Raw genomic sequence first — 26,229 nt, forward strand, 5'->3', positions numbered from 1 at the left:
CCGCCGAGCGGTCAGGTGGTGATACCGAAACGTTCGGCGAGTTGGCGGCGGGTGTCGGGCGCACCGGTGTGCAGCACGCCCCCGATTCCGATCCGCGCCGCCCCGTCGAGGTTCTGTTGCAGGTCGTCGATCATGACCGCCTCCTCGGGGTCGACGCCGAGGCGTTCGCATGCGATCGCGTAGATCCGGCGGGAGGGCTTGCGGATCCCGACCTCGGAGGAGATGACGACCACATCGGCGACAGCGGCGAGGTCGACGCCGTCGTAGGTGCCGGTACCGAACGAATTGGACACCAGCGCGACGGGACGACCGGCGGCTCGAAGATCACCGAGCAGCGCCAACATGTCCTGGTCGATCGACATCCCCGCTTGCATCCGGGCAGTGAGGCCCTCGGCCGGCACGTCGGCGCCGTGGACGCGGAGACGCTCGGCGAATCCTCGCTCGAAGGCCTCGGCGTCGATACGGCCGCACTCGTGGTCGGCCAGGAGGGTACGTGACTGCTGGTCGCGGGCGAGGAGGTCCAGCGGCAGGCGGGGATCGCCGCCGAGCGAGGCGCCGAAGTCGGTGAAAGCCTGCAACACGCTGGAGGTGATGACCCCGCCGAAGTCCACCAGGACCGCGGTTCGGTCCTTCCCCATCACGCGACCTCGAACAGTCCGGCAGCGCCCATTCCGCCGCCGACACACATCGAGATCACCACATACCGGACGCCTCGGCGCTTGCCCTCGATGAGGGCGTGCCCCACCAGGCGGGCACCGGTCATTCCGTACGGATGGCCGACCGAGATCGCGCCGCCGTTGACGTTGAAGCGCTCAGGGTCGATGTGCAGCTCGTCCCGGCAGTACAGCGCCTGGGAGGCGAACGCCTCGTTGAGTTCCCACAGGCCGATGTCGTCGATGGTGAGGTTGTGCTGCTTCAGCAGTTTCGGAATGGCGAACACCGGACCGATGCCCATCTCCTCCGGCCCGCAACCGGCCACGGTCATACCCCGATAGACCCCCAGCGGTTCCAGTCCGCGGCGCGCCGCCTCCCCCGCCTCCATCAGCACCGACGCCGAAGCCCCGTCCGACAGCTGCGAGGAGTTGCCCGCCGTCACGCTGGAATGCGCGCTCACCTGACCGTCGGGCAGCACCGGCGCCAGCCCGGCCAGGCCTTCGAGCCTCGTCGACGCGCGATTGCCCTCGTCCCGGGTCAGAGTGACCTCCTCGTCCCGCACCTCCCCGGACTGCCTGTCGAGCACCTTCTTGACGCTGCTGAGCGCGACGATCTCCTGGTCGAACCGGCCGGCCTCCTGCGCCGCCGCGGTGCGCTGCTGCGACACCAGCGCGAACTCGTCCTGGCGCTCCCTGCTCACACCGTAGCGTTCGGCGACGATCTCCGCCGTCTGCAGCATCGGCAGGTAGATGCTCGGCTTGTGCTCGACCAGCCAGGGATCCGTCATGCGATGGGTGTTCATGTGGTCGTTCTGCACCAGGGAGATCGACTCGACACCGCCGCCGACCGCGACCTGCATGCCGTCCGCGACGATCTGCTTGGCGGCCGTGGCAATGGCCATCAGGCCCGACGAGCACTGGCGGTCGATCGTCATCCCCGACACGGCGTCCGGAAGTCCGGCGCGCAGAGCTGCCTGGCGCGCGATGTTGAAGCCGGAGGAACCCTGCTGCACGGCGCAGCCGAACACGACGTCCTCGACCTCGCCACCCTCCAGCCCCGCGCGCTGCACCGCGTGCCGAAGGGCATGAGCGGCGAGTTCCTGCGCCTGGGTGTCGTTGAACGCGCCGCGGTAGGCCTTTCCGATCGGCGTCCGTGCCGTCGAAACGATGACTGCTTCCCTCATGTCGCCTCACTGCTTCCTGTTGGTCCGATTCGTCCGGGAGCTCGGGGCCGAAATGCCGAGCTCCGTGAGCCGGGCTCGATGCGAGGAGGCGGCCCCGAACGCCAACTGCGGCGCTGCGAGCGCGCATTGCTGTCCCCTCCCCTGACCGATGACAGCGCCATGGCCGCGGAAGGGACGGAAAACGGCCTCCGGGTCGGTTATAGTTGAACTCGGCGTCATGTTCAACCATGACCGTGAGCCGCTCGGTCTTGACAGCCCGCCTCCCCGCCTGAAGGATACCGACCAGTCGGTACGAAGAGATGGGTCGTGACCGAGCTGAGCATCTCCACCAGTGCGGGCGTGTTCGACGCGATCGTGGCGGGTCCGCGCGAGGGCCGCCCGGTGCTGATGCTGCACGGCTCCCCGCAGACGGGACTGGTGTGGCAACGACAGATCGCGGCGCTGGCCGCCCGCGGCTACCGAGTGGTGGTACGACCAGCGTGGGTACTCCCCCGGCGCCCGCCACAGAGGCCCGAGGACTATCCCATCGGCCTTCTCGTCGACGACGTGGTCGCGATCACGGAGGAACTGGGCTGGGCAGCCTTCGACCTGGTCGGCCACGACTGGGGAGGCGCGGTGGCCTGGCGGACCGCTGACGCCCGCCCGGGGCGCGTACGTACCCTGACGGTCGTCTCCACCCCGCACCCCGGCGCCCTGGCCCCGCAGCCGGACTCTGGACATCGGCCTTGTTCAGTAACGGCATGTGCTGGCTCGGATGATGAGGCGGGCGGGCAGCCTCCACTGCGGTGCGGTGCCGTCAGTTGGGCGGCCATTGTGGTCGAGGAGGAGGCGGGCCGCTGTCTCGCCTTTCTCGGTGACGGGCTGCCGGACGGTGGTGAGAGGGACGGGCGCGCTGACGGCTGAGGGGATGTCGTCGTAGCCGATGACAGCGAGGTCCCCGGGGAAGGTGAGGCCGTGATCACGGGCGGCAAGGCAGGCTCCGGCTGCCGGCAAAGCTGCGTGTCAGGCAGTGACATCGGCCCCCTGCCCGCCCTTCAGGCGCGCTCGCCGACCGGTGTCGGCTCGGGAACTGCGGCTTCCTCGACGGCCGTTCGGCGCTCGACGAACCCGAGTGCCACACCGCGATGATGATCACGCCGCCGAAGACGTGCGCGAGCCGGACTGTCTCTCCGTGGATCACCACGGCAACGAGGAGCACGGTCATCAGCGGATAGGAGGCCACGATCAAACCGTCGAAATCGACGCAACGGAGCTCGCCGTGATCCTCCGCGAACTCTGTCGCGAAAGGGCTTTCGAAGTTGAGCGGGGTCGGACTCCGGGTGGGTTGTCGCCTCGCCACGGGCGGTGAGAATCGGGCGGGTTTGGTCTGGGGCGCCTGAATTCTGAACCCGAACTGAGCGGCCACGCCCTCGCGTTGCACTCGGCGGGAATGACGACGATGCAGGGGTGAGCGCACTCCCCTGGCGGGTTCCGTGGGTCAACTCGCCTCGCGTCGCCCGCCCGGGCGATGGCAGTGGCGTCGCTCGCGGTGACGGCGGCGCTGGTCCACGGCTGTCGGCGGGCGGGGCGTCAGACCGCTCCTGCGCCGGACGAAGAGTGAAGGCATCAACCCGTGATCAAGCTCGTCGCCCGAGCCGCCCACGGCTTCCGCAATCCGGCCTACCAACGCCTACGCACACGCTCCGTCACCACCCACCGAGCCCGCGGGCACCTGCGGCCCGCCTACATTCCAAGACCCGGTATGGCAAGGGGCTAAAGGTCGAGCACCACCCAGGCGGGGTCATGATCCGATCCGTCACCGCTATGCCTGGTACGTCGGTCGATGTGCGAGCCCTTGTGCCGTGTTGTGAGGCTCTTGCTGAGCCAGATCTGGTCGAACAGCTCGTACTTCGCGGGCTGCCCGGCCTCCTTGAACCGATGGGTCCACGACCCTGAGGCAGGCGGCGGAGGATTGTCGGGCTTGGGTTGCCGGGTCTCCTCCGGATGCGCGAGCGCCTCCGTCAGGGTCAACTGGTGCGTCGGTTCGGCCAGTTTGGCGAGCGTCGGCGCATCCGGGGTGTCATTCATGTCACCCAGCACGACGTAGCTCCCATCGGGGCGGGTGCGTTCGCCGACGATCCGGACGATGGTGTCCACCTGACGGGTGCGCCGCTCGTCGGCCAGGCGCTTGCCTTCCTCGCGGTCCGTGGCCGGGTCGACGAACTGGCTCTTGAGATGGTTGTTGAAGACGGTCAGCAGATGCTGGTCGGGGTCACGCGGATCCAGTATGTGAACCTCCAGCAGGTCCCGGCTGAAGATGCGTTCACCGGGCACGTCCGGGTGGACCGCGTGCTGCCAGGAGGTCACCGCCCCGACCGGGAATTTGGACAGCACTGCGAGATCGATCAGTCGGGGATCATTGCCCTCGATCAGCGAGAGATGCGGATACGCACTGCCAAGGTGCTGGGTGACGAAGAAGCGCAGAGTGTCGATGTCCTCGACCTCCTGCACGGCCAGTATGTCCAAGTCCATTTCGCCGATCCGCCGGGCGATCACCTTCTGCGCCTCGGGGTCTTTTCCCTTGACCAGCTTGCCTTTGTACGTACGTATCCGCACCTTCTCGGGGTCGTCGAAGGCATAGCTGGAGGTCAGCTGGCCGTCGGCGCCCACCGGATGGACATCCGAGATTTCGGCATGGAAGTTGAACCGCGAAAAGAGATTGTTGAGGTTGAATGTTCCCACGGTGACATCCATGACGACCGACCTCCCAGATCAGCCCAATTGCCCCCACTTACCTCGAACGTGTCGAGCGTAACGCGACCGGCTCGTCGGCGAAAACGGAAGGGGGCCCCTGGCAGTTGAACGCGCAACGGGCCAGGCGCGCACGTGAGTCACCGCCGTATAGAGCAGAAGTCTGCGAGGGCGTTGCGGTCGACGTCACCTGAATCGCGGCGCGTCCTGCGGTCGCTTCATGCCTCAGCCTGCGGGACATGGGCCCGCTGGCGCGAGTATGGGTTCGGGCAGGCAGACTCGCTGCTGCCCGCGCTTTCCCCTTGCCCTCTACGAGGAAGAAGAACTCCACCCTTACGAACGTGGGAATGCCATCGTTGCGCGGGTCACGCCAATTGTCGCCGACTGTCGCGTAGACAACCCTATGGCCCTCAGGGCCGCGCCGTCGAAGTGCTTCAGCAAGGGCCGTGCGGCAGGTGCGCCGGCACCGGAGGGCGTCCCTTTCTTTGCGTCGGAGGGAACTCCCCTGTGCCAGACCGGCCGGTTGGCCGAGGGTGAGCGCCTGCCGACCGTGCGTCAGCTCGCCGCCGACCTCAGCCTGGCGCCGGGCACCGTGGCTCGCGCCTACCGCGAGCTGGAGGGCTCCGAGCTGATCCGCACCCACCGTGGCGGGGGCACCCGGGTCGCGGCGCTCCCGTCCGAGCCGCACGCCCACGATGCCGACCAACTCACCACGCTGGCACGGGACTTCACTTCCGCCGCCCGAGCGCTCGGCGCCGACACCGAGGACTCCTGACCGCCGCCGTTGCGCCCTGGCCCCGGAGCCCGCCTCCTCTTCCGCCACCGCCGCCAGCGGAGCCGGTAGCCCCAAGAAGGCCGAGGCGTCGGCGCACGTCACAGGAGTGAGCAGCAGACGTAAGTGACAGACGTATGGGTGATGAGCCACTGTTGCGCCACGGCGCGGCCCCTGAAGTGCTCCGTTCCTACGGTCCTGACGCAGCCGGAGAACGTCCACCCCGGATCGGCCGGAGAACAGGAACGGCGCCGGCCTGTGACGCGCCGCGTGCAGCTCCTCGTCGGACGCCGCGCAGCTTTCTGCCGGGCCGCGGTTCATCGGGGGGAAAGACTCTGCTCCAGCCGGCCAGGTCCTGGAGGGCACTGGGGTGCGCAGTCGGGGCAGACGTACACCGCCCTGGCGGGACCAACGGGGGATTCGATGATGCGCACGAGGACCGGCGCCTCGGTGCTGCGCTCGCAGCGGCAGCAGTTGCGTGCCAGCGAGCGGGGCAGTGTGGTCGCGGCCAGCGCAGTGTGGAGCGCGGAGTGCAACCGCTTGGTGCTCGTCCAGTACTGCTCTCGCGTAGGCGGAACGTGCCAGTGGAGCCCCGGCCCGAACGTACGGTGCTGGGGTGGAACCGCCATATGGCAGTTCTGTCCGAGCACTTGGACCTGCGGCGACTGCCAGTGGTCGGCGCTCCCTGGCCGGATCAGCCAGCAGAGCATGCTGCCGTAGTCGTCTTTGATCACAGCCCTCACATCGTCTCCGAGGTACTCGAGGGCACGGACTCCGAGGCTGAGCGGCACGCGTACGGCGTCCCACCACTGCCCTGCGGGCAGTGCCTGGACCTCCCGGCCGCACAGCTGCACCCATCGCGGGACGCTGTCGATTGTCATAGGCCTTCACCGGTCTCTCCTGTCGATGCCCATGACGGTAAGAGGGTACGAGAAGCGTCACTTGTCTGTACGCGTAGGGAAGTTGCCATGGCACGCAGCGTGCGCAAGGTGCTCTCGCTCCGAGTTGCTACCACGGCGTAGCGTGATGGGCCGGGTCGTAGTGGAGTTCGAACCATTGGAGTCTCAAATGGCAGACCAGCACCCTGTGGTGATAGATCCGACCGGCCGCGACATCCATGGCGAAGCCGCCCGCATACGTGAGGTGGGAGCGGTGACGCGTGTGGAGCTCCCCGGTGGTGTGGAGGCGTGGGCGGTCAGCAGTCCTCGTCTGTTGAAGGAACTGCTCACCGATCCGCGGGTCTCCAAGGATCCTCGCCGGCACTGGCCGGCCTGGATCGACGGGGAGATCTCCCCGGAGTGGCCACTGTTCACCTGGGTGGCGGTGCAGAACATGTTCACCGCGTATGGCGGCGAACACAAGCGCCTGCGGACGCTGGTCGCCAGGGCGTTCACCGCGCGTCGGACCGCCGCGCTGCGGCCGCGCATCGAAAAGATCGCCACAGGTCTGGTGGACCGTATCGCCGCGGCCGGGCAGCAGGGGGACGTGGTGGACCTGCGGGAGCACTTCGCCTATCCCCTGCCGATCCAGGTGATCAGTGAGCTCTTCGGCCTCCCCGAGGAGCACCGGGAGGAGCTGCGCCACCTCGTCGACAGCATCTTCCACACGTCCGCCGATCCGAAGGAGGTCACCTCCACCTACGCACGTCTCTACGCCGTACTGGGCGACCTCGTCACCGCCAAGCGACAGGCGCCCGCCGACGACATGACCACCGAGCTGATCGCCGCACGCGACGACGAAAGCAACACCCGGCTGAGCGAGCAGGAACTCCTCGACACCCTGGTGCTCATGATCAGCGCCGGTCACGAAACCACGGTCAATCTCATCGACAACGCCATCCACGCCATGCTCACCCACCCCGAACAGCTCGCGCAGGTACGTACGGGCCGGGCGTCGTGGGACGACGTCATCGAGGAGACACTGCGGTACGACGCCCCCGTCGCCAGTCTGCCCCTGCGGTACGCCGTTGAGGACATCACGCTGGACGGGACGGTGATTCGCAGGGGGCAAGCGATCCTGACCGCGTACGCCGCAGCCGGCCGTTGTCCCGAGCGGTACGGGGAGGATGCCGACCGCTTCGACGCCGGCCGGGCCGACAAGGAGCATCTGGCCTTCGGCCATGGCGTGCACTTCTGCCTCGGCGCTCCCCTGGGCCGCCTGGAGGCATCCATCGCGCTCCAGGCTCTGTTCGAGCGGTTCCCCGGGATTGCCCTCGCCGTGCCGCAGGAGGAGCTGCGGCCTGTGGACTCCTTCATCTCCAACGGCCACCGTGCCCTGCCCGTACGCCTCTTCTGACTGTCCCGCGGGTCGCGTCGCGGCACCGGTCGCCGTCCGCGGCGAGTCCTCCGGAGTCCTGGACCTTCGGCAGGCCACTCGGCCCCCGGACGGCGGCGAGAACCGTGGCGGCGGGGCATAGCGCATACGACCGGCCGTCGGGCCGGTTCGTCGAGGCGGACCGCCAAATCCATGCCGGGGGGGCGCAGCAGTTCCCGAATGCCACGTCGCGATGAGCAGGCCGCCAGGCGTGTTGCCCCCCTGCGCAAGGGAATTGCCGTAAGGCGCAGAGCCCACGACGACGCACAAACATGCGTGGTTCACGGAGCCTGCGGCGATCAGGAGCCTGTATTACACTCCGCGCTCAGACAACTACCGTTATCGGCCGGTTAGTACTTCGGGGTGAGTCCCCGGGAGATGCGGTACCGCAGCCGCTGCCCCGGTGACCGTCCCGCCTGAGCCGTCCGGCGAGCGCGTCGGCCAGGTCGAGCTCGGCGAGCATCGGCCGGAAGACGGTGACGTCGCGCGGGCGAGCATTTGCACATGACAGCGAGCCCTATGGAGTAACCGGACCTTGGCGCCGCCGCCCGTTTCGGCGATGGCCGGAGACGCACCCGCCACGCGAACTGGCATAGCTGGCCGCCTCGACATCTTGACGTTGTCGGCTGCTCTCACCGTCCGGAATGGCCGGTGGGCGGATCCTGTGGGTCAACGCCGGTGAAGGCCGACGAGCCCTTGGAACCGCTGGGGCGCTGGGAGCGGCCGCGGCGGCCCTTTCCTTCCATTCCCTTCTCCTGGGACTTCCCGGCGCGGTCCTCGCCGCTGCGGGTCTCGCTTTCGACCGGGGTCCCGGACAGTGATGCCTCCTTGTCCCGCTCAGAAGGCCGGCCGGACCTCTTGGGCCCAGGCGCATGGTCATCCGGATGGAAGGACCGGTGACCGCTGGGGTTGTCCTGGTTCGCGTCATCGAGGTCTTCGGACCATCCGTGCTGGTCACGTCCGTTGTATCGGCTGGGCCCCTCGCCGTGTGGCGGATGCTTCTTCGACATGAGGCTCTCCTCTTCCTGTTTGTTCCGGTATAAGACCGTCTGCCCGGCTTTGCTCAACCCACTCGGATGGTGCATCGATGGGTCAGGGCCGGCGGGCCGGGTAGCCGTCCACAGACAGTCGATGCACACGGCGATAAATGAGAGCCCAGCCCGCATCAAAACCCGCAGGTTCGGCAATGACCGTGTCCGGACAACCAGGGGGTTGCTCTGGACTGCGAAAAGTACTCACACGGGCCGGGACCTTCTTCAATGGTGCGTGCCGAGCGCCGGTCGGAACTGCCTTCAGCTGCCGGCCGCAAGCAGCCTTGCCGGGCGGCGAAGGCACGGCGCCGCCCGTAGAGTTGTACCTGTGCCGGACCTCACGCTCGACCAGGTCGAGGCGATCGCCCGCGAAGGCCACGCACGCCAGAGGGACAAGGCGGGACGGCCCTACCTGGAGCATGTGCAGGCGGTGGTTGAGGGGGTGAGGGAGCGGGGCGGCTCCGACGAACAGGTTGCCGCCGCCTGGCTGCACGACACGATCGAGGACGAGGTGCTCTCCCGCGAGTGGCTCGAGTCAGCCGAACTTCCGCAGGACGTGAAGGACCTGGTCGACGCTATGACCAAGCGCCCAGGCGAGGACGACGAGTCGTACACGCAGCGGATCCTCGCCACGCCGGGCGCCCGCCTCATCAAGGAGGCCGACCTCGCCCACAACGCCAACGCGGACCGGCTCGCCCTGCTCGACGAACCTACCCGGACCCAGCTCGTCGAGAAGTACGCGAGGATGCGGCGGCTGCTCGGCCTGCAGGAGCCGTGATGATCTCTCGGTAGACGGTGAGACACATGGTTCCTGCAACCACACGCCGACTCGTGTGACGGCGGCCCTGACCCCCGGCCGCTCGGCGCCACGGGCGCCATCCCGGCGGCCCCGCGGCATAGCTTCGAGATCACAAGGGTGTCGCCCTGAGCAACCATCAGCGGCGCCAACAGTGAACGTTCGACGCGGGAGTCCCCCCGGGCACGGAGTCCGTGAACTGCGTAGCCGTTCCACGGCTGCAGCCCCTCATACCGGCCAGGAAGAACCTTTTCTGTCTCCCGGAGCCGGCCGGTCGTCAGGGGTTCAGCTCCGCCCAGCAGGTGGACCCGCCCGCATAGTTGATCGTGCCATACCGAACCGCCATCGCGGCAACGATGAGCATGCCGCGGCCGTGTTCCTCATGCTGGCCAGTTTTCGGAGGTGGGTTGGGGCGCGGACCACCGTCGGTGACTTCAATCCGCAGGCCATGTTGCTGGATGCAGCGCACTCGCAGAGCGGCCGGCGGCAGGGCGTGGAGTACTGCGTTGGTGACGAGTTCGGAGATGATGAGCAGGGCATCGTCAAGCGCCGCAGGCGACACTTTGAGGCCCGTAAGGAATTCCTTCGCAAGGCGCCGTATCCGGCTGACGTCTCTGGCATCGGCGCTCACCACGGCGAGGCATCGGTCACGTGCGCCGTCCGGGGCGGGCCCCTGGCTTTCGCACTGGAGCTGATCGACCCTGACCCTGGAATTGGTGTTCGGTGCGAGCAGTTCGACCGAGCCAGCCGTTTCAGGGGGTGCTTGAGCAGTCATGACAACCTCGGGTTTCTGCGGATGCGACGAGCGGTCGTCGCATCCGCCGAGCGTAGCCCAGAAGTGGTAATTACCAGATACGACCAGTTTGCGCACCGGATGGTGAGGTTGTCAATTTCGATATCGCAAAAGATGCAGCAAGAACCCGCGAATTCGGTGGTGGAACGGTTCTATCGACGCCGATCCAGTCGCCTCGACCCACCGGTGGGTGGAGGCGGCCTGAGCGGACTTCCGCGAGAGGGCAAACATCATTGCCGTCACGCTCGACAGACACACACAGCGCTCCGCGACCACACAGGGTCACCGTGGTGCCCGCTGACTCCGGGCTCGAAATGCCCGTCGGTGCGACTCCCGGACCTGTTCCAGCGGGTCGCCGTCCAGTTCCCAGGGCCAGGAGGTGGCGACCGCCGCGGTGGCCTCGAAGACCGAACACGCGTCCTGCATGCGTACGGCTTTCGTCAGCACGTAGGCGAGGAGGTTCAAGTCGGTGAGTACTGCCGCGTGCCTGAGGAAGCCAGGCTGTGTCCAGGTCGCAAGGGCGTCGTCGACGAGGGGGCGTTCGTGGGCCTGGTCCCAGTGCCGGCGTGCGGTCAGCGCCGTGATTCCTCCGGCTGCCAAGGCCCTTCGGTACCGGTAGAGGCTGGCGGCGAGGCTCAGGGCCGCTACGGGGGAACCCTCCAGCCCGGGACCAACGACTGAGTCGGTGAACTGGACGGTCAGGAGGTTGGACCCGCATTCCTCCGGGGAGACGTAGTGCAGCATCTGCCAGTGAGCCTCGCGATTCCACGGATCACGCGTCTTCACGGCCGTCCATATGGGGTGTACTTGAGCCCACGGTGCCCGCAGCAGTCGGCAGCAGCTCAGCAGCGCGACCCATGGGGCTGGGTCCGCCGGCGCCAGCTCAGCCGCTTCCCGGCAGAGGGAGATCGTTGCGCCCAGATCGCTGATGGCGCCGCCTGCCCGGGTCAGGGCGATGTCGGCAAAGGCCTGAAGAAGCATGGCGTCGGCGCTGGCGGGATTCCAGGCGCGCCATTGGCCGGCCAGGACATGCGCATCGGGAAGAGTGCTGAAGACGAGCAGCCGGTGGATCCGCCGGTCCCAGTCCTCTCCCGGATCGCGCAGAGCCTGTTCTATCGGATAGGTGAGAGCGCCACGGTCGTTGCACTCAGCCAAGTTGTTGCCCTGGGCCGCGATCTGCGCTTCCAGCTGTATCAGGGCGCGGACGAGCGGCCGGTCATCGAGCTCAGGCTGCAGCCGACTTGGAGGCCGCTGACTTCGTTTTCGGGGCCACACGGTGACCTGCTCCTTCCATCCGCGGTCGACGTGTCGGCTGCGCGACGTCGTCGCTGCCGGACAGGGGGCGATTACCTCGGTGCGCGCTGTCCCGGCGCGGCGGTTTCGACGCGTCTGTTGTAGGAGTGCGGGAGTCCTGCGGCGTCTGTGGCCCGCAAGGCCGCTCCGAGGAGTCCGGCATCGGCGCCCAGGGGTGAAATGTTGACCTCGGGGGCGGCACGCCAGGTGAGTCCGTCCTGCAGGGCATGTCGGACGGGGTCGGTGAGCGCGTTTCCGGCAGCGGCCATGCCGCCGGCCAGGACGATGCGCTGCGGGTCCAGCAGGACCGTCGTGGCGACGAGCGCCCTTCCGAGGGCGTCGGTTCCCTCGGCCCACAGCCGGGCGGCATCCGGGTCGGTCTTCAGTCGTGCGGTGACGTCGGCGGCGTTCTCCGCGATGCCTCCGGCGCGGCGGTAGCGGCGGACCAGCGCACTGGCGGACACGTAGGCTTCCAGACACCCGTGCTGGCCACACGCGCAGAGCTCACCGTCGGCATGGACGGGGATGTGGCCGAACTCGCCGGCGAAGCCCTTGTCACCTCGCAGGAGCCGACCACTGCTGACGATCCCCGCGGCCACGCCGGTGCCGAGCACGACCACGAGCAGGTCCTGTATGCCGGTGCCGAGTCCGAGCCGCTGCTCGGCCAGGCACGCTGCCCGGACGTCGTGCTCGAGCGTGACTGGGAGGCGGAGCCTGTCTGCCACGGCCGCGGTGAGAGGTGTGTCGCGCAGTCCGAGATTCGAGGCGTACCGAACGACACCGGCGGCGTCGTCGATCAGTCCCGGGGCACACAGGCCGACAGCCGCAGTACCCAGCCGGACGAGGGTAGTGGCGGCCCGTACGACAGCGGCGACAACCGCTTCGGGCCCTTCGGAGAATGGGGTGGCCAGCCGCAGGGTCTCTTCCGCGACTCCCTGCGCGTTGAACCGGGCGGCTTTGATCGTGGTACCGCCGAGGTCGACGGCGACAACATGGGCGGGACGTCTCATCAGTACCCCTGCCCGGGGGGCTTGTGCTGGGCTATGTGACGGTAGTAGGGCTGCTGTTCCAGTCGGGAAGCGGCTAGCTCGTCGACCACGACCGTGGCATGCGGGTGCAATTGGAGAATCGAAGCCGGGCACATCGCGCTGACGGGTCCTTCGACGGCGGCGGCGACCGCGTGAGCCTTGTGCGGACCGGTAGCGATCAGCACCAAGTGGGATGCCCGGCCGATGGTGGCCAGGCCCTGCGTGATGACATGCCGGGGCACCTCGTCGATCCCGCCGAAGAAGCGTGCGTTGTCGCGGCGGGTCTCGTCGGTGAGGGTCTTGATCCGGGTGCATGAGGCGAGGGAGGAGCCGGGCTCGTTGAAGCCGATGTGGCCGTTGACGCCGATCCCGAGGATCTGCACGCCGAGCGGCCCCGCGGCCGTGAGCGAGCGCTCGAAACGGCGGGCCTCTTGCTGCGGGTCCGATGCCGTGCCCTGGGGGGCGTGTACCCGCGTGGGGTCGAGGTCGACGTGGTCGACCAGTTCGCGTCGTATCACTTTGGCGTAGGACTGCGGATGGAAGATCGGGAGGCCGACGTACTCGTCGAGCAAAAAAGCGTCGACACCGGCGAGAGTGAGGCCCTCCTGCCGGTGGCGGCGGGCCAGGTCCCGGTAGACGCCCAGGGGCGAGGAGCCCGTGGCCAGCCCCAGAGTCTTCGCACCATCGACGATCGCGTGCTGGATGATGCCGGCTACGGTACGGCCGGCGTCGTCGGCGTCGGGTCGGATCACCACCTCCATGTCAGGCCTCCCGCCGTTCGCCCGCTGCGTCGAGGCACGCGTCACCGATCCGCTGCGCCGTGGCACGCGCCGCCTCCGGTTTGCTGGCGCAGAGCGCGTTCGCGGCCGGGTCCTCGCACTGCTGCAAGGTGAGTTGTGCGAGTGCGTCATGGACCGGGGCGACGGCCGGAGTGGCCGGAGCCTGCCGCACGCGAGGTGTTTCATGCCCGGGATCGTCGCCTGGGCCTTCGCCGGGGTGAGTGATGACCGGTGGCAACATGCGGGGCAGTGGTGCGCATGCCGCCCCCAGGCTGACGCCGTAGCCGGTCATGGTGGTGGAGGAGGAGGCGCTCACGAGTCGAGCTCCTTGCCCGGCAGAGTTGCCCGCTCGTCCAGGACGTCCTCCGCCCGGTCACCCTCTGGGGTCAGGGTGACCTGGTCGCCGTAGCCGACGCCGAGCGCCATGAGGCCGAGCAGGTGGCCGGCGGGGACCGGGGCCTTGCCGTCGACGGCAATGGTCACCGGGACCGGTGCCTGGACGGCGGCCTGGACGAGGGTGGCGGCGGGCCGGGCGTACAGGCCACTGCCTGAGCCGACGGAGACGACGCGCTGCGCCATGGGCGGTTCCTTTCGACGGTTCATTCAGGGACGCGGCTGCTAGACCGCGGGGTGCGGATGGCGTTCTTGGACTTCGTCCGGGTTCTCCTCCTCACGGCCGGGCGTGCGCAGGTTCCAGCGCCGGATGACGAACCGGAACACCACGTAGTAGAGGGCCGCGTAGCCCAGGCCGATGGGGATCAGCAGCAGGGGATGGGTGGCCTTGCCCCAGTTGAGGACGTAGTCGATGAGGCCGGAGGAGAAGGTGAATCCGTGGTGGATGCCGAGGGCGTTGACCAGGGCCAGGGAAGTGCCGGTCAGCACGGCGTGTACGAGGTACAGCGGCCAGGCGACGAAGAGGAAGGAGAACTCGATCGGCTCGGTGATGCCGGTGAGAAAGCTGGTGAGCCCGGCCGAGAGCATGATGCCGCCGACAGCCTTGCGGTGCTCGGGGCGCGCTTCGCGCCAGATGGCCGCGGCTGCGGCCGGAAGAGCGAACATCATGATGGGAAAGAAGCCGGTCATGAAGATGCCTGCCCCGGGGTCACCTGCGAAGAACCGGTTCAGGTCGCCGTGGGCGCCGTGGTAGCCGCCGAGGATGAACCACACCACGGAGTTGAGAATGTGGTGCAGGCCGAGCGGGATCAGCAGCTTGTTCGCGGTTCCGTAGATTCCGCCGCCGATGACGCTGTTCGCGTCGACGGCCTCACCGATCGAGGTGAGGCCGTTGTTGAACAGGGGGTAGATGAGGCTCATCAGGACCCCGAGAACGACAGCGGCCACCGCCGTGAGGATGGGGACCAGTCGCCGGCCACTGAAGAATCCCAGATAGGGCGGGAGCGTGGTGCGGTAGAAGCGCTGCCACAGCATCGCGGCCAGCAGCCCGATGACGATGCCGCCCAGGACCCCGAAATTGACCACCGCCTGCTCCCCACCAAGGTCCGTTTGGCCTCTGAGGACGATGGGCGACATAGCCGTGAAGACACCGTCCAGGACGAGGTACCCGACCACAGCGGCGAGAGCGGTGGAACCGTCCGCCTTCTTCGCGAACCCGATGGCGATACCGACAGCAAAGATCAGCGGCAGGTGCGTGAACAGAGCTCCGCCGGCGGCCGAAATGACGTGTGCGGTGTCCTCGAACCCGGAGAACCTGCCCAGAACATCGTCCTGCCCCAGCCGCAGCAGGAGACCTGCGGCGGGGAGCGTGGCGATCGGCAGCATCAGGCTGCGGCCGAGCTTCTGCAGGCCCGCCAGGCCCGGGCGGCGGCCGGCGGATGGGGATGTACTGGTGCTCATGACGACCTCAAAGGGTGTGCAGGAGGGGCGGGAGCGCAAAAGGAACCAGGGCGGGAACCCAGCCCAGGACGACTGAAACAATCAATGAACAGGACCGGTAATACCTGGTCATGACCAGTTGCGGAACAGCATGGCCTCGCCGTTGCGCGAGTGTCAATGCTTACGGCGGTCCGACATCGGAGAAAAGAACGGCACTATCCGTGGGGCCGCCGGCGCCTCCAGTCGGAGAGCACGACAGGACCACGCCGAGGGGCGAACGGTAAGGTAGATGCGTGATGCATACTGGTAATAACCAGTAGGGGAGGCCATCGCGCCTCTCCCGGACCGAGAGTGGGGTCGCAGTGGCTCAGCAGATTGTCGCCAAGGGCATGTTGCCCAAGCACGCACAGCTCCGCGCGATCCTGGTCGACATGTGCACCAATCAGCTGTCACCCGGCGACGCACTGCCCAGCGAGCGCCAACTGTGCCTCGACCACGGGGTCAGCCGCGTGACGGTGCGCGAAGCGCTCGGACAGCTCGTGGCCGAGGGCCTGGCCGTCCGCGTCCACGGGCGCGGGACCTTCGTGGCCGAGCGGGCGTACCGTTCGGAACTCCGCCTGGCCTCGTTCCACGAGGACATGCGCCGCCTCGGCCTGGAGCCGGGCACTGTCGTCCTGTCCATCGGCCAGGACACCCCCTCCCCCGCCTCCACCACGGCACTGCAGATGAGCGAGAAGCAGAAGGCATGGCACGTCCGCCGCCTCCGGCTGGCCGACGGAACGCCCATCTCCATCGACGATGCGTGGTACAGCGCCGATCTCTTGCCGGATCTGGACCGCGTGGACTTCACGATCTCGATCTACGAAACGCTGGCCACACGCTTCGGATATCCCATCGACCGCGCGGAGCAGACGGTCGGGGCCGGGCCGGCCTCTTCAGAGACAGCCGCACTGCTGGGCATTCACAAAGACGCTTCCGTCATGACCTTCGACCGGATCGCCTACAGCGGCGGCCAGCCCATTGAGCACGCGTACTCATGGTTCCGCGCCGACCGGTACCAGCTACACATGACGCTCACCGACCGGTGACTCAGCAGCCTCCGAAAACCGCCTGAGGCAAGCAGACCAGACCACGCCCTCACCATCTCATGATTTGGCATGAGCATGATCTATTCTCGCTCGGCCTCCCGGCATTGCGCCAGGACACACAGAGAGGTACTGTCTAGTTATTACTGGTTACTACCAGTAAGGATGAGGCGCGGTGGAAACGTCGCAGCCACACGTGATCTATTGGGAGGGGACTGATGTCCAAAACGCGGCTGATCGTCGAAGAGCTCGGCGGGGTCGACAATGTCGCCGACATCGAGGCCTGCATCTCCAGGCTCCGCACCGAAGTGAACGACGCGGACGCCCGTCGACGTCGAGGCCCTCAAGAAGGCCGGAGCTCACAGGGTCCTCGTCGCGGCCTGCATCGTGCAGGTCGTCGTCGCCCCGAAGCGGAGTGCCTGGCCGAGGACATCAAGGAGATGCTGTGAGCCTCGCCGTCTACGCCCTCATGTCCGTCGTGCTCGACTCCCAGCCCGGATCCGCGCAACGGCCGCCTGAAACCGGCCTGATCCAGGCCGGAGCACTCATGTTCAGCTCGGCCGCGTCGTGACCGCCGCCGACATCCGCCACACACAGAGGTCCGGCCCAGCGTGCGAGGCAGTCCTCATGGACCTGGACGGCACCCTGGTGATCAGCGAGGACGTGCACCGGCGTGCCTGGCAAGCGTTCTTCGATACGTGGGGCGTGGCCGTCACCGACGCCGACTACGAGCAGCACTACATGGGACGGCGCCCCAGCGACGTCATCATGGGCGTGCCGGGACCCTGGTCGGGGACAGACGCGGCCGCCGCTCTCGCCACCATGACTGCCTTCACACTGGAACATGCCGACAGCGTGAGGGTCGTACCCGGCGCCGCCGCTCTCATCCGACAGCTACGCGTGAAGTACCCCCTATCCGTCGTCACCAGCGCCGGAGCCGCTTGGGCCCAGCACCTCCTCAACGACGTCCTCGACGTGCGCGACCTGGTCGACGTGGTCATCACCTCCGAGGAAATCACCTGCGGCAAGCCGTCACCCGAGGGCTACTTGAAAGCCTGCGCGGCCCTGCGGGCACGGCCTGAACAGTGCGTCGCCTTCGAGGATTCGCCCTCGGGAATCCGGGCGCTCGTCGCGGCCGGTGTGCGAGACATCGTCGGTGTCACGACGACCACCGCCGCAGCCGATCTCACCCGCGCCGGAGCACGCTGGACAGTTCCCGATCTCACCTCCCGACGCCTACAGAACATACGCAGCTCCATCAGCGCAAAAACGGCGGCCCGGGGACGCGACGACCAGGAGGTTGACGGATGAAGAGACTCGACGTGGCCGTGATCGGTGCCGGATTCATTGCGCGGACCCACTTGCCGGCCTGGATCGCCCTCGGGGCACGAGTGCGCGTCTATTCATCCGACGGCCAAGCCGCCCGCCTCGCCGAAGAGTTCGCAATCACCGAGACCTCCACCCTCGAAGAGGCGCTGGAGTGGGCCACGGTCGTTGACATCTGCACCCCCACTCCCACCCATCGTGACATTGCTCTGGCCGCCTTTGAGGCGGAGGCGGACGTACTGTGCGAGAAACCGATCTCGCTCACCCCGGCGGATGCTCTGGAGATGACGAACGCCGCAGAGGAAGCAGGTCGTCAGCTCTACCCCGCACACGTCGTACGGTTTTTCCCCGCCTACGTCCGGCTCCACGAGGCCATCAACTCCGGTGCGCTCGGCCGCGTTGCGGTGGCCCGCTTCACCCGCACCGGCCGCTATCCGTCATGGAGTTCCTGGTTCGCGGACACCGCGCTCTCCGGCGGCATCGTGACCGACCAGATGCTCCACGACATGGACATCGCCAGGTGGCTGTTCGGGGAAGTCGTCACCGTCCACGCCACCCAGCACGGCCACCTCACCGCACCCGCACCCGCACCCGCACCCGCACCCGAGGGGGCCGTGGCCACCGGCAGCGCAACCCTCACCCACGCTGGCGGCGTCATCTCGCAGGTCCTGGGCGTCTGGGCACCACCGGACACGCCGTTCCGCTACACCTTCCATGTCGCCGGCTCCAACGGCACCCTCACCCACCACTCGCTCGCCCACCCGTCGCTGCGCCTGATCGGCAAAGCCGGCGCCGAAGCCGACGGCGTTCCCAGCGCCGACTTCGGTGAGGACCCGTTCGCCACTCAGATCCGCGAGTTCGCAGCCGCGTTCCAGGGCGGCCCCGCCCCCCGTGTCAGCGCATTGGATGGTGTGGCAGCCGTTCGTATCGCCGCTGCCGCGCGCCAGTCCGCGGCGACCGGCCGGGCCGTTGCGGTCGAAGACACGTCTCCGCAGCAGCTCATGGAAAGAAGGCACCGATGAAGATCGCCGTCCTGTCCTTCGCCCATGTTCACGCCACAAGGTACATACAGCTACTGCGCGATCGCAGCGACGTCGAGCTCATCACCACCGACCCCGATGCCCCGCCCGGCGACCCGACGCGCGGAAAGGCCCTGGCCGACGAGCTCGGCGTCACCTACAGGGCCGGCTACGAGGAAGCCTTCGCAGAGCGCCCCCGAGCCGTCATCGTCACCAGCGAGAACACACGGCACCGGCAGCTGGTCGAACAAGGCGCCGCCGCGGGCGCACACGTCCTGTGCGAGAAACCTATAGCCACCACCGAAGATGACGCACGCGCCATGATCAATGCCTGTGAGCAGGCCGGGGTCAGCCTCATGACCGCATATCCCGTTCGCTTCCACCCGGCATTCGCCGCACTGCGCCGCACCCTCGCCGAAGGCTGGCTCGGATCCCTCCTCAGCGTCCACGGCGTCAACAACTCCTCAGCTCCTGGCCTGGATCGCCCGTGGTTCGCCGATCCCGCCCTCGCGGGAGGCGGCGCCGTCATTGACCACACCGTGCACATCGCAGACCTTCTGGACGTCCTCCTCGACGGCGAACAGCCCACACAGGTCTACGCCGTCGCCAACACACTCCTGGCACAAGGCGGAGCGGACGAACCAAAAGTGGAATCTGCCGGTCTCCTCACCCTCACCTACGCCCGCGGGCTCGTCGCCACCATCGACTGCAGCTGGAGCCACCCGTCCACCCACCCGACCTGGGGAGGCCTGACGCTCACCTGCGTAGGGGATCGCGCCCTCGCCGAATTCGATGCCTTCCCGCCGCTCCTCGATGGCTATGACACCACCCAGGCCACCTCCCGCTGGGAACACGGCACCATCGACCTCGACGCAGCCATGCTCGACAGCTTCCTCGCTGCCGCTCGCACCGGCCAAAGAGCCCACCCCGACGGCGAGACCGGACTACGCACCCTCCGAACCGTCCTGGCCGCCTACGAATCCCTACGGACCGGACAACCCGTAGCCACGGCGGCTTGAGCTGGGCCCTCCCCCGCTCAAGTTCCCGCGACCGGGTCCGCAGGTCATTGCTTCTCGGAGGCAGCTGCGAGATGGCGGCGGCAGAGGTCGACGGCCGTGACGTGGGGTTTGTGCAGCGCATCGCTGTAGAGCCGCATCTCACGAGCTGCTCGGTCGAGGTGCTGCCAGAAGGTGAGCGGCAGGTCGACGTCATCACCGAGGGTCACGCGCCTTTCGCACCTACCTGTTGGAGCGGCAGGCTCGACGCCCGCTATTTGATGCTGAAGACTGCCGAGGATGCCTGTCCCTCGCCGAATTCCCATCCGGCTATCGGCTTGTGACCGGGCAGGGCGGCGATCCGGCTGAATTCGCCAGGGGATCTGCCGGCCAAGGTAGTACGCACCGTCGCAGCGTGCGTCCTCCTCCGTCAGAGACAGCATCCGAAGGTGGCCGCGCAACCGGGTGTCCGAGATCCGGCGCAGGTTCCTCTCCCACTCCGGCTCCACCTCAGCCTCGTCCAGCAACCCGACGAGGCTGCCTGGGCCGCCCATGGTCCATGTAGCGGCACGCATCGCGTCGAACAACGTTCCGTCAGTGCCGATCCGCACAAGCAACGTCGCCATTCCCACGAGCTCATCGCTGCCGACCCCGTCCAGGCCCTCGCCGTGCGCGGCAAGCGCACGCGCAGAGTCCATACCCGACACGGCCCGCTCTGATCCATCAGCAGCGACCGAGACCGCCCTCAGCACGACCGTACTCAAGTCCACCCCGCCGCTGACGTTTCTCTGTTGGTAGCGCGGGGCGACGCGGATCGCCTCCTTGCAGGCCGCCGACAGGGCGGCCTGCAAGGAGGCGACGTCGCTGATGAGGACTCGAGGGGCCGAATTACTCAGGCGCCTTGCTGCAACGAGCCTGAGGAGATGAGCTGAACAAGTTGTGCGTGGGTGACGTCGGCCGAGGTGCCCTGCCATTCGGTTCGTCCTTGCCGTAGGACGTGGAAGCGGTCGCCGAGCGCGTACAGCTCTTCCAAGTCGTCCGAGACGACGAGGACGGCGGCGCCGGAGTCGGCGCGCTCGCGCAGCAGACGGTGGATCTGTGCCTTTGTGCCGATGTCGACGCCGGCCGTGGGCTGATCGATGACGAGCACGTCGGGATCGGCGGCGAACGTCTTGCCGAGGACGACCTTCTGCTGGTTGCCGCCGCTGAGTGTCGAGGCGTTGGCGTCGATGTCGCCCGGGGAGATTTCCAGGTCCTCGACGAGGCGGGTGCTCAGGCGCCGGACCGTGCCCCGTGGTACGACGCCCCAGCGGCCCAAGCGGCGGTGCATGGCCATGAGGCACAGGTTCCACGTCAGTGGTGCGGACAGGCTCAGTCCTTGGTGTTTGCGGTCCTCCGGTATGAGTGCCACGCCGTGGGCGATGGCTTGGCGCGGGGTTGGGAAGGTGACCTGGTTACCACGCAGGCGAAGGCGTCCGCTGGTGGGCTTTTCGGCACCGCTGAGCACTCTGCAGAGCCTGGTCCGGCCGGAGCCTACGAGACCGGCCACGCCCATGATCTCGCCTGCGCGCAGGCTGATGGTGACGTCGCGAAGGCGAGGTCCACAGCTGACCGAATCCGCTTCCAGGACGACGGGCTGCTCGTCGTCGGCGTGGTGGGAGGCGACCTCCTCGTCCAGGGTCTGTTTGAACTTCTTCCCCAGCATCAGCTCGGCCATCTGGACCACCGACAGGGACTTGGTCGGCTCCGACGCGATGGTCTTGCCGTTGCGCATCACCGTGAGCCAGTCGGTCGCCTCGCGGACCTCGTCGAGGAAGTGGGAGATGAACACCAGCCCCACGCCGCGGTCGGCCAGTTCGCGTACGACGCGGAACAGGGACTGCCGTTCGGCCTCGGACAGGCGGGCGGTCGGCTCGTCCATGACGAGCACCTTCACATCGTCCGCGAGGGCTTTCACGATCTCGATGCGTTGCCGAACGGCCGGGCTGAGTGTGCCAACGCTTGCGTCGAGGCTCTCGCCGATCTCGATGCCGACCCGCTCGACCAGGGCCTTTGCCCGGCTGTGGACTGCCCGTCGGCTGTATCGCCACCGTCCGGGCTCCTGTCCGAGGAGAAGGTTTTCGGCGATGGTCATCTCGGACACCAGGCTGAACTCCTGGTGGATGACAGCGATTCCCTCCGCTCTGGAGCGGCGTGGGCTGCCCAGCGTCGCGCGCTTGCCATCGATGGTGATCACGCCACCGTGGTCTGGGTACAGTCCGGCCAACGTCTTCACCAGGGTCGACTTTCCCGCACCGTTCTGTCCGATGAGTCCGTGGGCCTGTCCGGCGCGCACCTGAAAGTCGACGTGATCGAGCACCATGGCAGGACCGAACCGTTTGGTTACGCCCGAGAGCTGGAGCCTGATGTCGCTGGGCATGGATACTCATTCCTCTGTATGCGTTGGCGTGTCTGAACCGCGCGGAGATTCCGCGGTGGGAGATCGGCCGAGCCTGCCGGTGGGGCAGGGAGGCCAGCCCTGCGCGCCTGCGGTGCGAGATGGCAGGCGCGCAGGGCCATCAGGTCAGCCGCTCCACTCGGCGGGGTTGGTGTCCACATTGTCCTTGGTAATCAGTGGCAGCGGAATGTAGTAGTTGGGCTGCTTGACCTTGTCCTTCTGACCGGTCAGCCAGTAATTGGCGTACTGGGCGCCGAGCTTGCCTTCCAGGACAGGGCTCTGGTTGACGGTGCCGTAGAGGGCACCGGACTTGATCGCGGCCTCGACCTGCTTGGAGTAGTCGCCTGCGATGAAGCGGATCTCATTGCGCCCGATCTTCCGCGCATATTGGGCGCCGACGTACATCTCGGGGCCCTCGGCGACGATCGCGTCCAGCTTCCCCTTGGGGTACTTCGAGAGCAGGTCCTGCGTCACGGACAGGTTTTCGCTGTTCTTGAAGTTGTCGACCGGCGTGGCGACGATCTTGATGCCAGGGTGGCTCTTCAGGACGTCCTTGATGCCCTTGAGCCGCTCGACCTGCGGTGTGCTGCCCAGCGGTCCGAGCTGAACCGCGATCTTCCCGCCGTTGGGAAGCGCCTGGACGATGAGCTTGCCTTCGCCCTGTCCGTACTGGAAGTCCGAGGCGCCGATGTACGTCACCAGGTCGGCGCCGGGACTGAGCTGGGCGTTGAGTGCCATCACCGGGATGCCAGCTCGGTTGGCCTGCTTGATGGCGGGGATGACTGCGGTCGGGCTGGAGGAGCACACCAGGATCAGGTCCACTCGGCGGGCCACCAGGGTCTGAACGTTGGCAGCCTGCTTGGCGTTGTCGAGGCCGCCGTTGAGGGTGACGGTCTTCATGCCGAGCCGCTTCGCCTCGGCCTCGAAGGCGGAGTTCATGGAGGCGAGGAAGGGGATCGTGGTGTCGGCGTTGGCGAGACCGACGGTGAAGGTCTTGTCCTTGCCGCTGGATGCGGTGCTGCTGCTGTTGCCACAGGCAGCGGTGAGCACGGTCAGCGACACGACGGCGGTCGCGGCGGCCAGGCCGCGTCTGAATGTGCGGCGGGCGGGGATGGATGCGGACATGGTGCTCCCTTGGTGCGTGTCGTGCGGAAGTCCGCGGAGGACTTGGCTGGGTGCGGATTTGTGCGTGTCCTCAGCGCGTGGGTCGCGCAGGGGACGTACCAGTCGGCGGTCAGGTCGAGGCCGATGGCGTCAGTGGGGTGGTGGTGGGCGCGCCGGGCGCGGTAGAGGCGGGCAGGTTCCTGCTGCCGCGCCCGGCGCCGTTGTGGAGCCGGCTGTAGCGGTCGATGACGACGGCCAGGAGGATCACCAGTCCGGTGACGGCCGGCTTCCAGTAGGGCGAGACGTCGAGCTGGTTGAGGCCGTTGGAAATGACGCCGAGGAGGAGGGTCGCGGCGAGGACGTCCTCGATGCGCCCGACGCCGCCGGTCAGGGCGATGCCACCGACCACGCAGATGGCGATGGCCTCCAGGGGCCAGTCGGCCGCGGCCGAGGGCTGCCCGACGAGCGTCTGGCCGAGGAGCAGCAGCCCTGCCCCTGCGGCCAGCAGGCCGCCCATGGCGAAGGCGAAGATCTGCACGCGCTGTACGGGGACACCCGACAGGTGGCTGGCCTCGGCGTTGCCGCCGACGCTGTAGATGTAGTGCCCGTACTTGGTGCGGGTCAGCAGGAACCACACCGCAAGCAGGCAGCACACGAACACGGCGAAGATCACCGGGATGCCGGCGACCCGGGCGTTGGCAGCGCTCTCCAGCAGGGGCGTCACACCCTGCTTGGACTCGGCGCCAGTGGCGACGAACAGCAGGCCGGAGACGATACTGGCCATGGCGAAGGTGGCGACGAAGGCGTTGATACGGACCTTGGCGATCAGGATGCCGTTGGCGACGCCGACCGCGATGCCAGCAGCGAGGCCTGCGCCGATGGTCATGAGCGCGCCGTGACCGCGGCCGGCGACGACTGCCCCTACAACCGATGTGGTGGCTCCGACGGCTCCAACGGACAGGTCAAAGCCGCCGGAGATCATCATGACCGCCATGCCGCAGGCGACAATGCCGATGATGGCGTTCTGCTCCAGGATGTTTTCCAGGTTGGCCGAGGAGCGGAACGTCGGGGATACAACCATCAGGACGCTGGTGACGAGTGCGAACACCAGCCAGAGACCGAAGCGCCTCAGGATGCCGCTTCTGTTTGCCGTGCTCTTCATGCCGACCCGTCCTCCTGAATGTCGACGACTGTTCCGTACTGGGCTGATGTCAGGGCGGCGAGCGCGACCTGGGTGGCCTTCCAGCCGTCGTTCATCGGGACGGGTGGTGGTGAGCCGAGCCGGATCGCAGTGAGCCAGTCGTCGAGAAGCTCTGCGTCCATGCTTCGGCCATACGGCAGGTGGGCGATGGTGCCGTCCTCGTCGACGAACGAGCCGTGGCGTGCGAAGGCGTCGATCGAGAGCCGGCCGTTCTCGAACCACAGGGTCATCACCAGGTCGTTGGCCCCCGGCATGCCGACGGGACGCGACCAGCTCGGGTCGATGCTCGCCCAGGCGCCGTCGGTGGTCGTGACGACGACCTGCCCCGCGTCCTCCACGTCACCGACCCGGCTGAATCTGCCGGCCTCCGCGTAGACGGTCCGGTACTCACACCCGGTCAGCCAGCGCAGAGCATCGGCCACGTGGACCACGTGGTCGATGAGAGCACCGCCGCCCGATTCGCTGCGGGTGCCGAAGAACCCACCGGGGAAAGCGGCGTGATTGGTTCCGCTCATGGCGACCAGGGCTCCGAGCGATCCGTTCTCGATCGCCGCCTTCGCCTGCCGTACGGACTGGGCGTAGCGGACGGGAAAGGCCATCGAAAGCCAGGCACCCGCATTCAGAATGGCCTTGGCGGCCTCGGCCGACGTGCCGAGAGGCTTCTCACAAAGCACGGGGACACCGGAGGCGGCAGCCACGGCCACGTACTCGGGGTAGGTCACGTGCTCGCCGGTGATGATGACCGCGTCGACCATGGCGCACAGGTCCTCAGGGGTCGGCGCGACAGCCAGATCACGGCCGGCGGCGAAGGCGTTTACGCGGGCACGATCGTGGTCGAAGACAGCGACGGGGCGTCCCTGTTGAGAAAGGCGCAGCACTTCGCAGTAGGTGGCAGCATGCACATGCGCACAACCGAGGAAACCGATCGTGATCACGTCAGGGCTCCTTCCAGGGCGATGGCCCGACCGGTGTCGAGGCTGCGCTGGGCAGCCTCGATGACCTCGACGGCGTCGCATGCGTCGGCGACGGTGGCGAGCGGCGGCGGCCCGCCGCGGAACCAATCGATCGCCGCCCGCAGCTCCATCACGTAGGGGTCGTCGCTCGCCGACGCCGGGGGGAGATACGTCCGTCCATGGCCTCGTGCGGATGCAAATCCTGCGCTTCCGGAACCGTCCGCGCTGAAGAGGCCTTGTGTGCCGGCCACCTCGAGGCGGGTGGTGAAGGATTCTTCCCGCCAGCTCGCGTCGATGTACGAGATGGTGCCTGCGGCATGGCGCATGGTCAGAGCGATGACGGGGCTGTCCGGGCCACCTGCTGATACCGCGTACACACGCGCGGCCGGCCCGAAGGTCCACAGGCACCAGTCGACGTCGTGGATCGCCATGTCGAGGAGGACACCGCCGCTCCTGGCCACGTCGCCGTACCACTCGCCGACACCTGCCGGAACTGTGTTCCAGCGGGCCAGGCGGGCCACGGACGGGGTGCCCAGCTCGCCATACCGGACCAGGTCGCGAGCCGCGGCGTACTCGGGGAAGTACCGCACGACGTGCCCTACGGCCAGCTTCACACCCTGGGCGGCGGCACGGTCGCGGACCAGGCGCGCCTCGGCAGGCGTCCTCGCGAGCGGCTTCTCCAAGAACACCGGCAGTCCGGCGTCGATCGCACGGAGCGCATAGTAGGCGTGCGTGTCCGTCGGCGTCGCGATGATGACCGCGTCGACACGCTCCGGGGCGAGGACTTCATCGACGCCCGCCGTGTCGGCACCTGTGGAGCGGACAGCTTCCAGGGCGGCGGGCGAGACCTGCTCCGAAGTGACAGTCGCCAACCGGCAGCCCGGCACCGACGCAAGGTTCACCG

Annotated in this window: 28 protein-coding genes and 1 pseudogene; 10 read left to right on the top strand and 19 right to left on the bottom strand. The window is 67.6% G+C overall.

The genetic code is table 11. The features are described 5' to 3' along the window. Positions 1 to 11: 11 nt before the first annotated feature. Together FBY35_RS19050 and FBY35_RS19055 are read right to left on the bottom strand one after the other, a co-directional pair. Positions 12 to 638 carry an HAD family phosphatase gene (locus FBY35_RS19050; RefSeq protein ID WP_142215237.1) on the bottom strand — a complete coding sequence of 209 codons (627 nt, stop codon included), beginning with the start codon at positions 636 to 638 and terminating at the stop codon, positions 12 to 14. Then, positions 638 to 1,837: an acetyl-CoA C-acyltransferase gene (locus FBY35_RS19055; protein WP_142215238.1), complete on the bottom strand. Its 1,200-nt coding sequence runs from the start codon at positions 1,835 to 1,837 to the stop codon at positions 638 to 640. The genes FBY35_RS19050 and FBY35_RS19055 overlap by 1 nt, the downstream gene beginning before the upstream one ends. 387 nt (positions 1,838 to 2,224) lie before the next feature. On the opposite strand from FBY35_RS19055, the pseudogene FBY35_RS37260 reads away from it, so the two are divergent. Then, positions 2,225 to 2,524, top strand: a pseudogene (locus FBY35_RS37260) (alpha/beta fold hydrolase); the annotation flags it as partial. Between the two features lie 42 nt (positions 2,525 to 2,566). Here FBY35_RS37260 and FBY35_RS19065 read toward each other — a convergent pair. Continuing rightward, a complete protein-coding gene (locus tag FBY35_RS19065) occupies positions 2,567 to 2,830 on the bottom strand; it encodes a substrate-binding domain-containing protein (RefSeq protein WP_142215240.1) in 264 nt (87 codons plus the stop codon). A 759-nt stretch (positions 2,831 to 3,589) separates the two neighbouring features. Next, a complete protein-coding gene (locus FBY35_RS19070; RefSeq protein ID WP_160159290.1) occupies positions 3,590 to 4,558 on the bottom strand; it encodes an endonuclease/exonuclease/phosphatase family protein in 969 nt (322 codons plus the stop codon). A gap of 532 nt (positions 4,559 to 5,090) precedes the next feature. Between FBY35_RS19070 and FBY35_RS19075 the strand changes: the two genes are divergently transcribed. Continuing rightward, positions 5,091 to 5,342: a GntR family transcriptional regulator gene (locus tag FBY35_RS19075; protein WP_260848726.1), complete on the top strand. Its 252-nt coding sequence runs from the start codon at positions 5,091 to 5,093 to the stop codon at positions 5,340 to 5,342. 314 nt (positions 5,343 to 5,656) lie between these two features. Here the strand turns inward: FBY35_RS19075 and FBY35_RS19080 are convergent, their stop codons facing one another. Then, positions 5,657 to 6,220, bottom strand: a complete 564-nt coding sequence (locus FBY35_RS19080; protein ID WP_186357015.1) for a hypothetical protein — start codon at positions 6,218 to 6,220, stop codon at positions 5,657 to 5,659. 187 nt (positions 6,221 to 6,407) lie between these two features. Here FBY35_RS19080 and FBY35_RS19085 point away from each other — a divergent pair, with 187 nt between their 5' ends. Continuing rightward, positions 6,408 to 7,634 carry a cytochrome P450 gene (locus FBY35_RS19085; protein WP_142215243.1) on the top strand — a complete coding sequence of 409 codons (1,227 nt, stop codon included), beginning with the start codon at positions 6,408 to 6,410 and terminating at the stop codon, positions 7,632 to 7,634. Between the two features lie 650 nt (positions 7,635 to 8,284). Here FBY35_RS19085 and FBY35_RS19090 read toward each other — a convergent pair. Further along, positions 8,285 to 8,662, bottom strand: a complete 378-nt coding sequence (locus FBY35_RS19090) for a hypothetical protein (protein ID WP_142215244.1) — start codon at positions 8,660 to 8,662, stop codon at positions 8,285 to 8,287. A gap of 349 nt (positions 8,663 to 9,011) precedes the next feature. On the opposite strand from FBY35_RS19090, the gene FBY35_RS19095 reads away from it, so the two are divergent. Next, on the top strand, positions 9,012 to 9,461 hold the full coding sequence (locus tag FBY35_RS19095; RefSeq protein WP_142215245.1) for an HD domain-containing protein: 450 nt from the start codon (positions 9,012 to 9,014) through the stop codon (positions 9,459 to 9,461). Positions 9,462 to 9,756: 295 nt separating this feature from the next. Here the strand turns inward: FBY35_RS19095 and FBY35_RS19100 are convergent, their stop codons facing one another. From FBY35_RS19100 to FBY35_RS19130, 7 genes are all read right to left on the bottom strand, one after another. After that, on the bottom strand, positions 9,757 to 10,350 hold the full coding sequence (locus tag FBY35_RS19100; protein WP_142215246.1) for an ATP-binding protein: 594 nt from the start codon (positions 10,348 to 10,350) through the stop codon (positions 9,757 to 9,759). A 204-nt stretch (positions 10,351 to 10,554) separates the two neighbouring features. Then, complete coding sequence (locus FBY35_RS19105) at positions 10,555 to 11,427, bottom strand: hypothetical protein (RefSeq protein ID WP_142215247.1); 873 nt, start codon at positions 11,425 to 11,427, stop codon at positions 10,555 to 10,557. A 191-nt stretch (positions 11,428 to 11,618) separates the two neighbouring features. After that, positions 11,619 to 12,575, bottom strand: coding sequence for an ROK family protein (locus tag FBY35_RS19110; RefSeq protein ID WP_142215248.1), 957 nt, complete (start codon positions 12,573 to 12,575; stop codon positions 11,619 to 11,621). After that, positions 12,575 to 13,354, bottom strand: a complete 780-nt coding sequence (gene nagB, locus FBY35_RS19115; protein WP_142215249.1) for a glucosamine-6-phosphate deaminase — start codon at positions 13,352 to 13,354, stop codon at positions 12,575 to 12,577. Before nagB ends, FBY35_RS19110 begins: the two co-directional genes overlap by 1 nt. Before the next feature lies 1 nt (position 13,355). After that, positions 13,356 to 13,688, bottom strand: a complete 333-nt coding sequence (locus tag FBY35_RS19120; protein ID WP_142215250.1) for a hypothetical protein — start codon at positions 13,686 to 13,688, stop codon at positions 13,356 to 13,358. Further along, positions 13,685 to 13,951: an HPr family phosphocarrier protein gene (locus FBY35_RS19125; RefSeq protein ID WP_142215251.1), complete on the bottom strand. Its 267-nt coding sequence runs from the start codon at positions 13,949 to 13,951 to the stop codon at positions 13,685 to 13,687. Before FBY35_RS19125 ends, FBY35_RS19120 begins: the two co-directional genes overlap by 4 nt. Before the next feature lie 39 nt (positions 13,952 to 13,990). Continuing rightward, positions 13,991 to 15,226, bottom strand: a complete 1,236-nt coding sequence (locus FBY35_RS19130) for a PTS transporter subunit EIIC (RefSeq protein WP_142215252.1) — start codon at positions 15,224 to 15,226, stop codon at positions 13,991 to 13,993. Between the two features lie 341 nt (positions 15,227 to 15,567). On the opposite strand from FBY35_RS19130, the gene FBY35_RS19135 reads away from it, so the two are divergent. From FBY35_RS19135 to FBY35_RS19155, 6 genes are all read left to right on the top strand, one after another. Next, on the top strand, positions 15,568 to 16,293 hold the full coding sequence (locus FBY35_RS19135; RefSeq protein WP_222123149.1) for a GntR family transcriptional regulator: 726 nt from the start codon (positions 15,568 to 15,570) through the stop codon (positions 16,291 to 16,293). 215 nt (positions 16,294 to 16,508) lie between these two features. Then, positions 16,509 to 16,739 carry a PTS transporter subunit EIIB gene (locus FBY35_RS37265; RefSeq protein ID WP_399208453.1) on the top strand — a complete coding sequence of 77 codons (231 nt, stop codon included), beginning with the start codon at positions 16,509 to 16,511 and terminating at the stop codon, positions 16,737 to 16,739. Then, positions 16,736 to 16,861: a hypothetical protein gene (locus FBY35_RS37270; RefSeq protein WP_260848989.1), complete on the top strand. Its 126-nt coding sequence runs from the start codon at positions 16,736 to 16,738 to the stop codon at positions 16,859 to 16,861. The genes FBY35_RS37265 and FBY35_RS37270 overlap by 4 nt, the downstream gene beginning before the upstream one ends. 56 nt (positions 16,862 to 16,917) lie before the next feature. Beyond that, complete coding sequence (locus tag FBY35_RS19145) at positions 16,918 to 17,601, top strand: HAD family phosphatase (protein WP_142215253.1); 684 nt, start codon at positions 16,918 to 16,920, stop codon at positions 17,599 to 17,601. Further along, entirely contained in the window at positions 17,598 to 18,638 is a 1,041-nt protein-coding gene (locus FBY35_RS19150) for a Gfo/Idh/MocA family protein (RefSeq protein ID WP_142215254.1), read from the top strand. The genes FBY35_RS19145 and FBY35_RS19150 overlap by 4 nt, the downstream gene beginning before the upstream one ends. After that, positions 18,635 to 19,654, top strand: a complete 1,020-nt coding sequence (locus FBY35_RS19155) for a Gfo/Idh/MocA family protein (protein ID WP_142215255.1) — start codon at positions 18,635 to 18,637, stop codon at positions 19,652 to 19,654. The genes FBY35_RS19150 and FBY35_RS19155 overlap by 4 nt, the downstream gene beginning before the upstream one ends. A gap of 44 nt (positions 19,655 to 19,698) precedes the next feature. Here FBY35_RS19155 and FBY35_RS19160 read toward each other — a convergent pair whose 3' ends face one another. From FBY35_RS19160 to FBY35_RS19185, 6 genes are all read right to left on the bottom strand, one after another. Further along, entirely contained in the window at positions 19,699 to 20,481 is a 783-nt protein-coding gene (locus FBY35_RS19160) for a hypothetical protein (protein WP_142215256.1), read from the bottom strand. Positions 20,482 to 20,522: 41 nt separating this feature from the next. Further along, positions 20,523 to 22,049, bottom strand: coding sequence for a sugar ABC transporter ATP-binding protein (locus FBY35_RS19165; protein WP_142215257.1), 1,527 nt, complete (start codon positions 22,047 to 22,049; stop codon positions 20,523 to 20,525). 144 nt (positions 22,050 to 22,193) lie between these two features. Next, positions 22,194 to 23,192: a sugar ABC transporter substrate-binding protein gene (locus tag FBY35_RS19170; protein ID WP_142215258.1), complete on the bottom strand. Its 999-nt coding sequence runs from the start codon at positions 23,190 to 23,192 to the stop codon at positions 22,194 to 22,196. Positions 23,193 to 23,301: 109 nt separating this feature from the next. Beyond that, a complete protein-coding gene (locus FBY35_RS19175; protein WP_142215259.1) occupies positions 23,302 to 24,333 on the bottom strand; it encodes an ABC transporter permease in 1,032 nt (343 codons plus the stop codon). Beyond that, positions 24,330 to 25,307, bottom strand: a complete 978-nt coding sequence (locus tag FBY35_RS19180; protein WP_160159291.1) for a Gfo/Idh/MocA family protein — start codon at positions 25,305 to 25,307, stop codon at positions 24,330 to 24,332. The genes FBY35_RS19175 and FBY35_RS19180 overlap by 4 nt, the downstream gene beginning before the upstream one ends. Then, positions 25,304 to 26,227 carry a Gfo/Idh/MocA family protein gene (locus FBY35_RS19185; RefSeq protein ID WP_260848727.1) on the bottom strand — a complete coding sequence of 308 codons (924 nt, stop codon included), beginning with the start codon at positions 26,225 to 26,227 and terminating at the stop codon, positions 25,304 to 25,306. Before FBY35_RS19185 ends, FBY35_RS19180 begins: the two co-directional genes overlap by 4 nt. Positions 26,228 to 26,229 lie beyond the last annotated feature (2 nt).

The organism is Streptomyces sp. SLBN-118, assembly GCF_006715635.1.
In the GTDB taxonomy this organism is placed as follows: Bacteria; Actinomycetota; Actinomycetes; order Streptomycetales; family Streptomycetaceae; genus Streptomyces.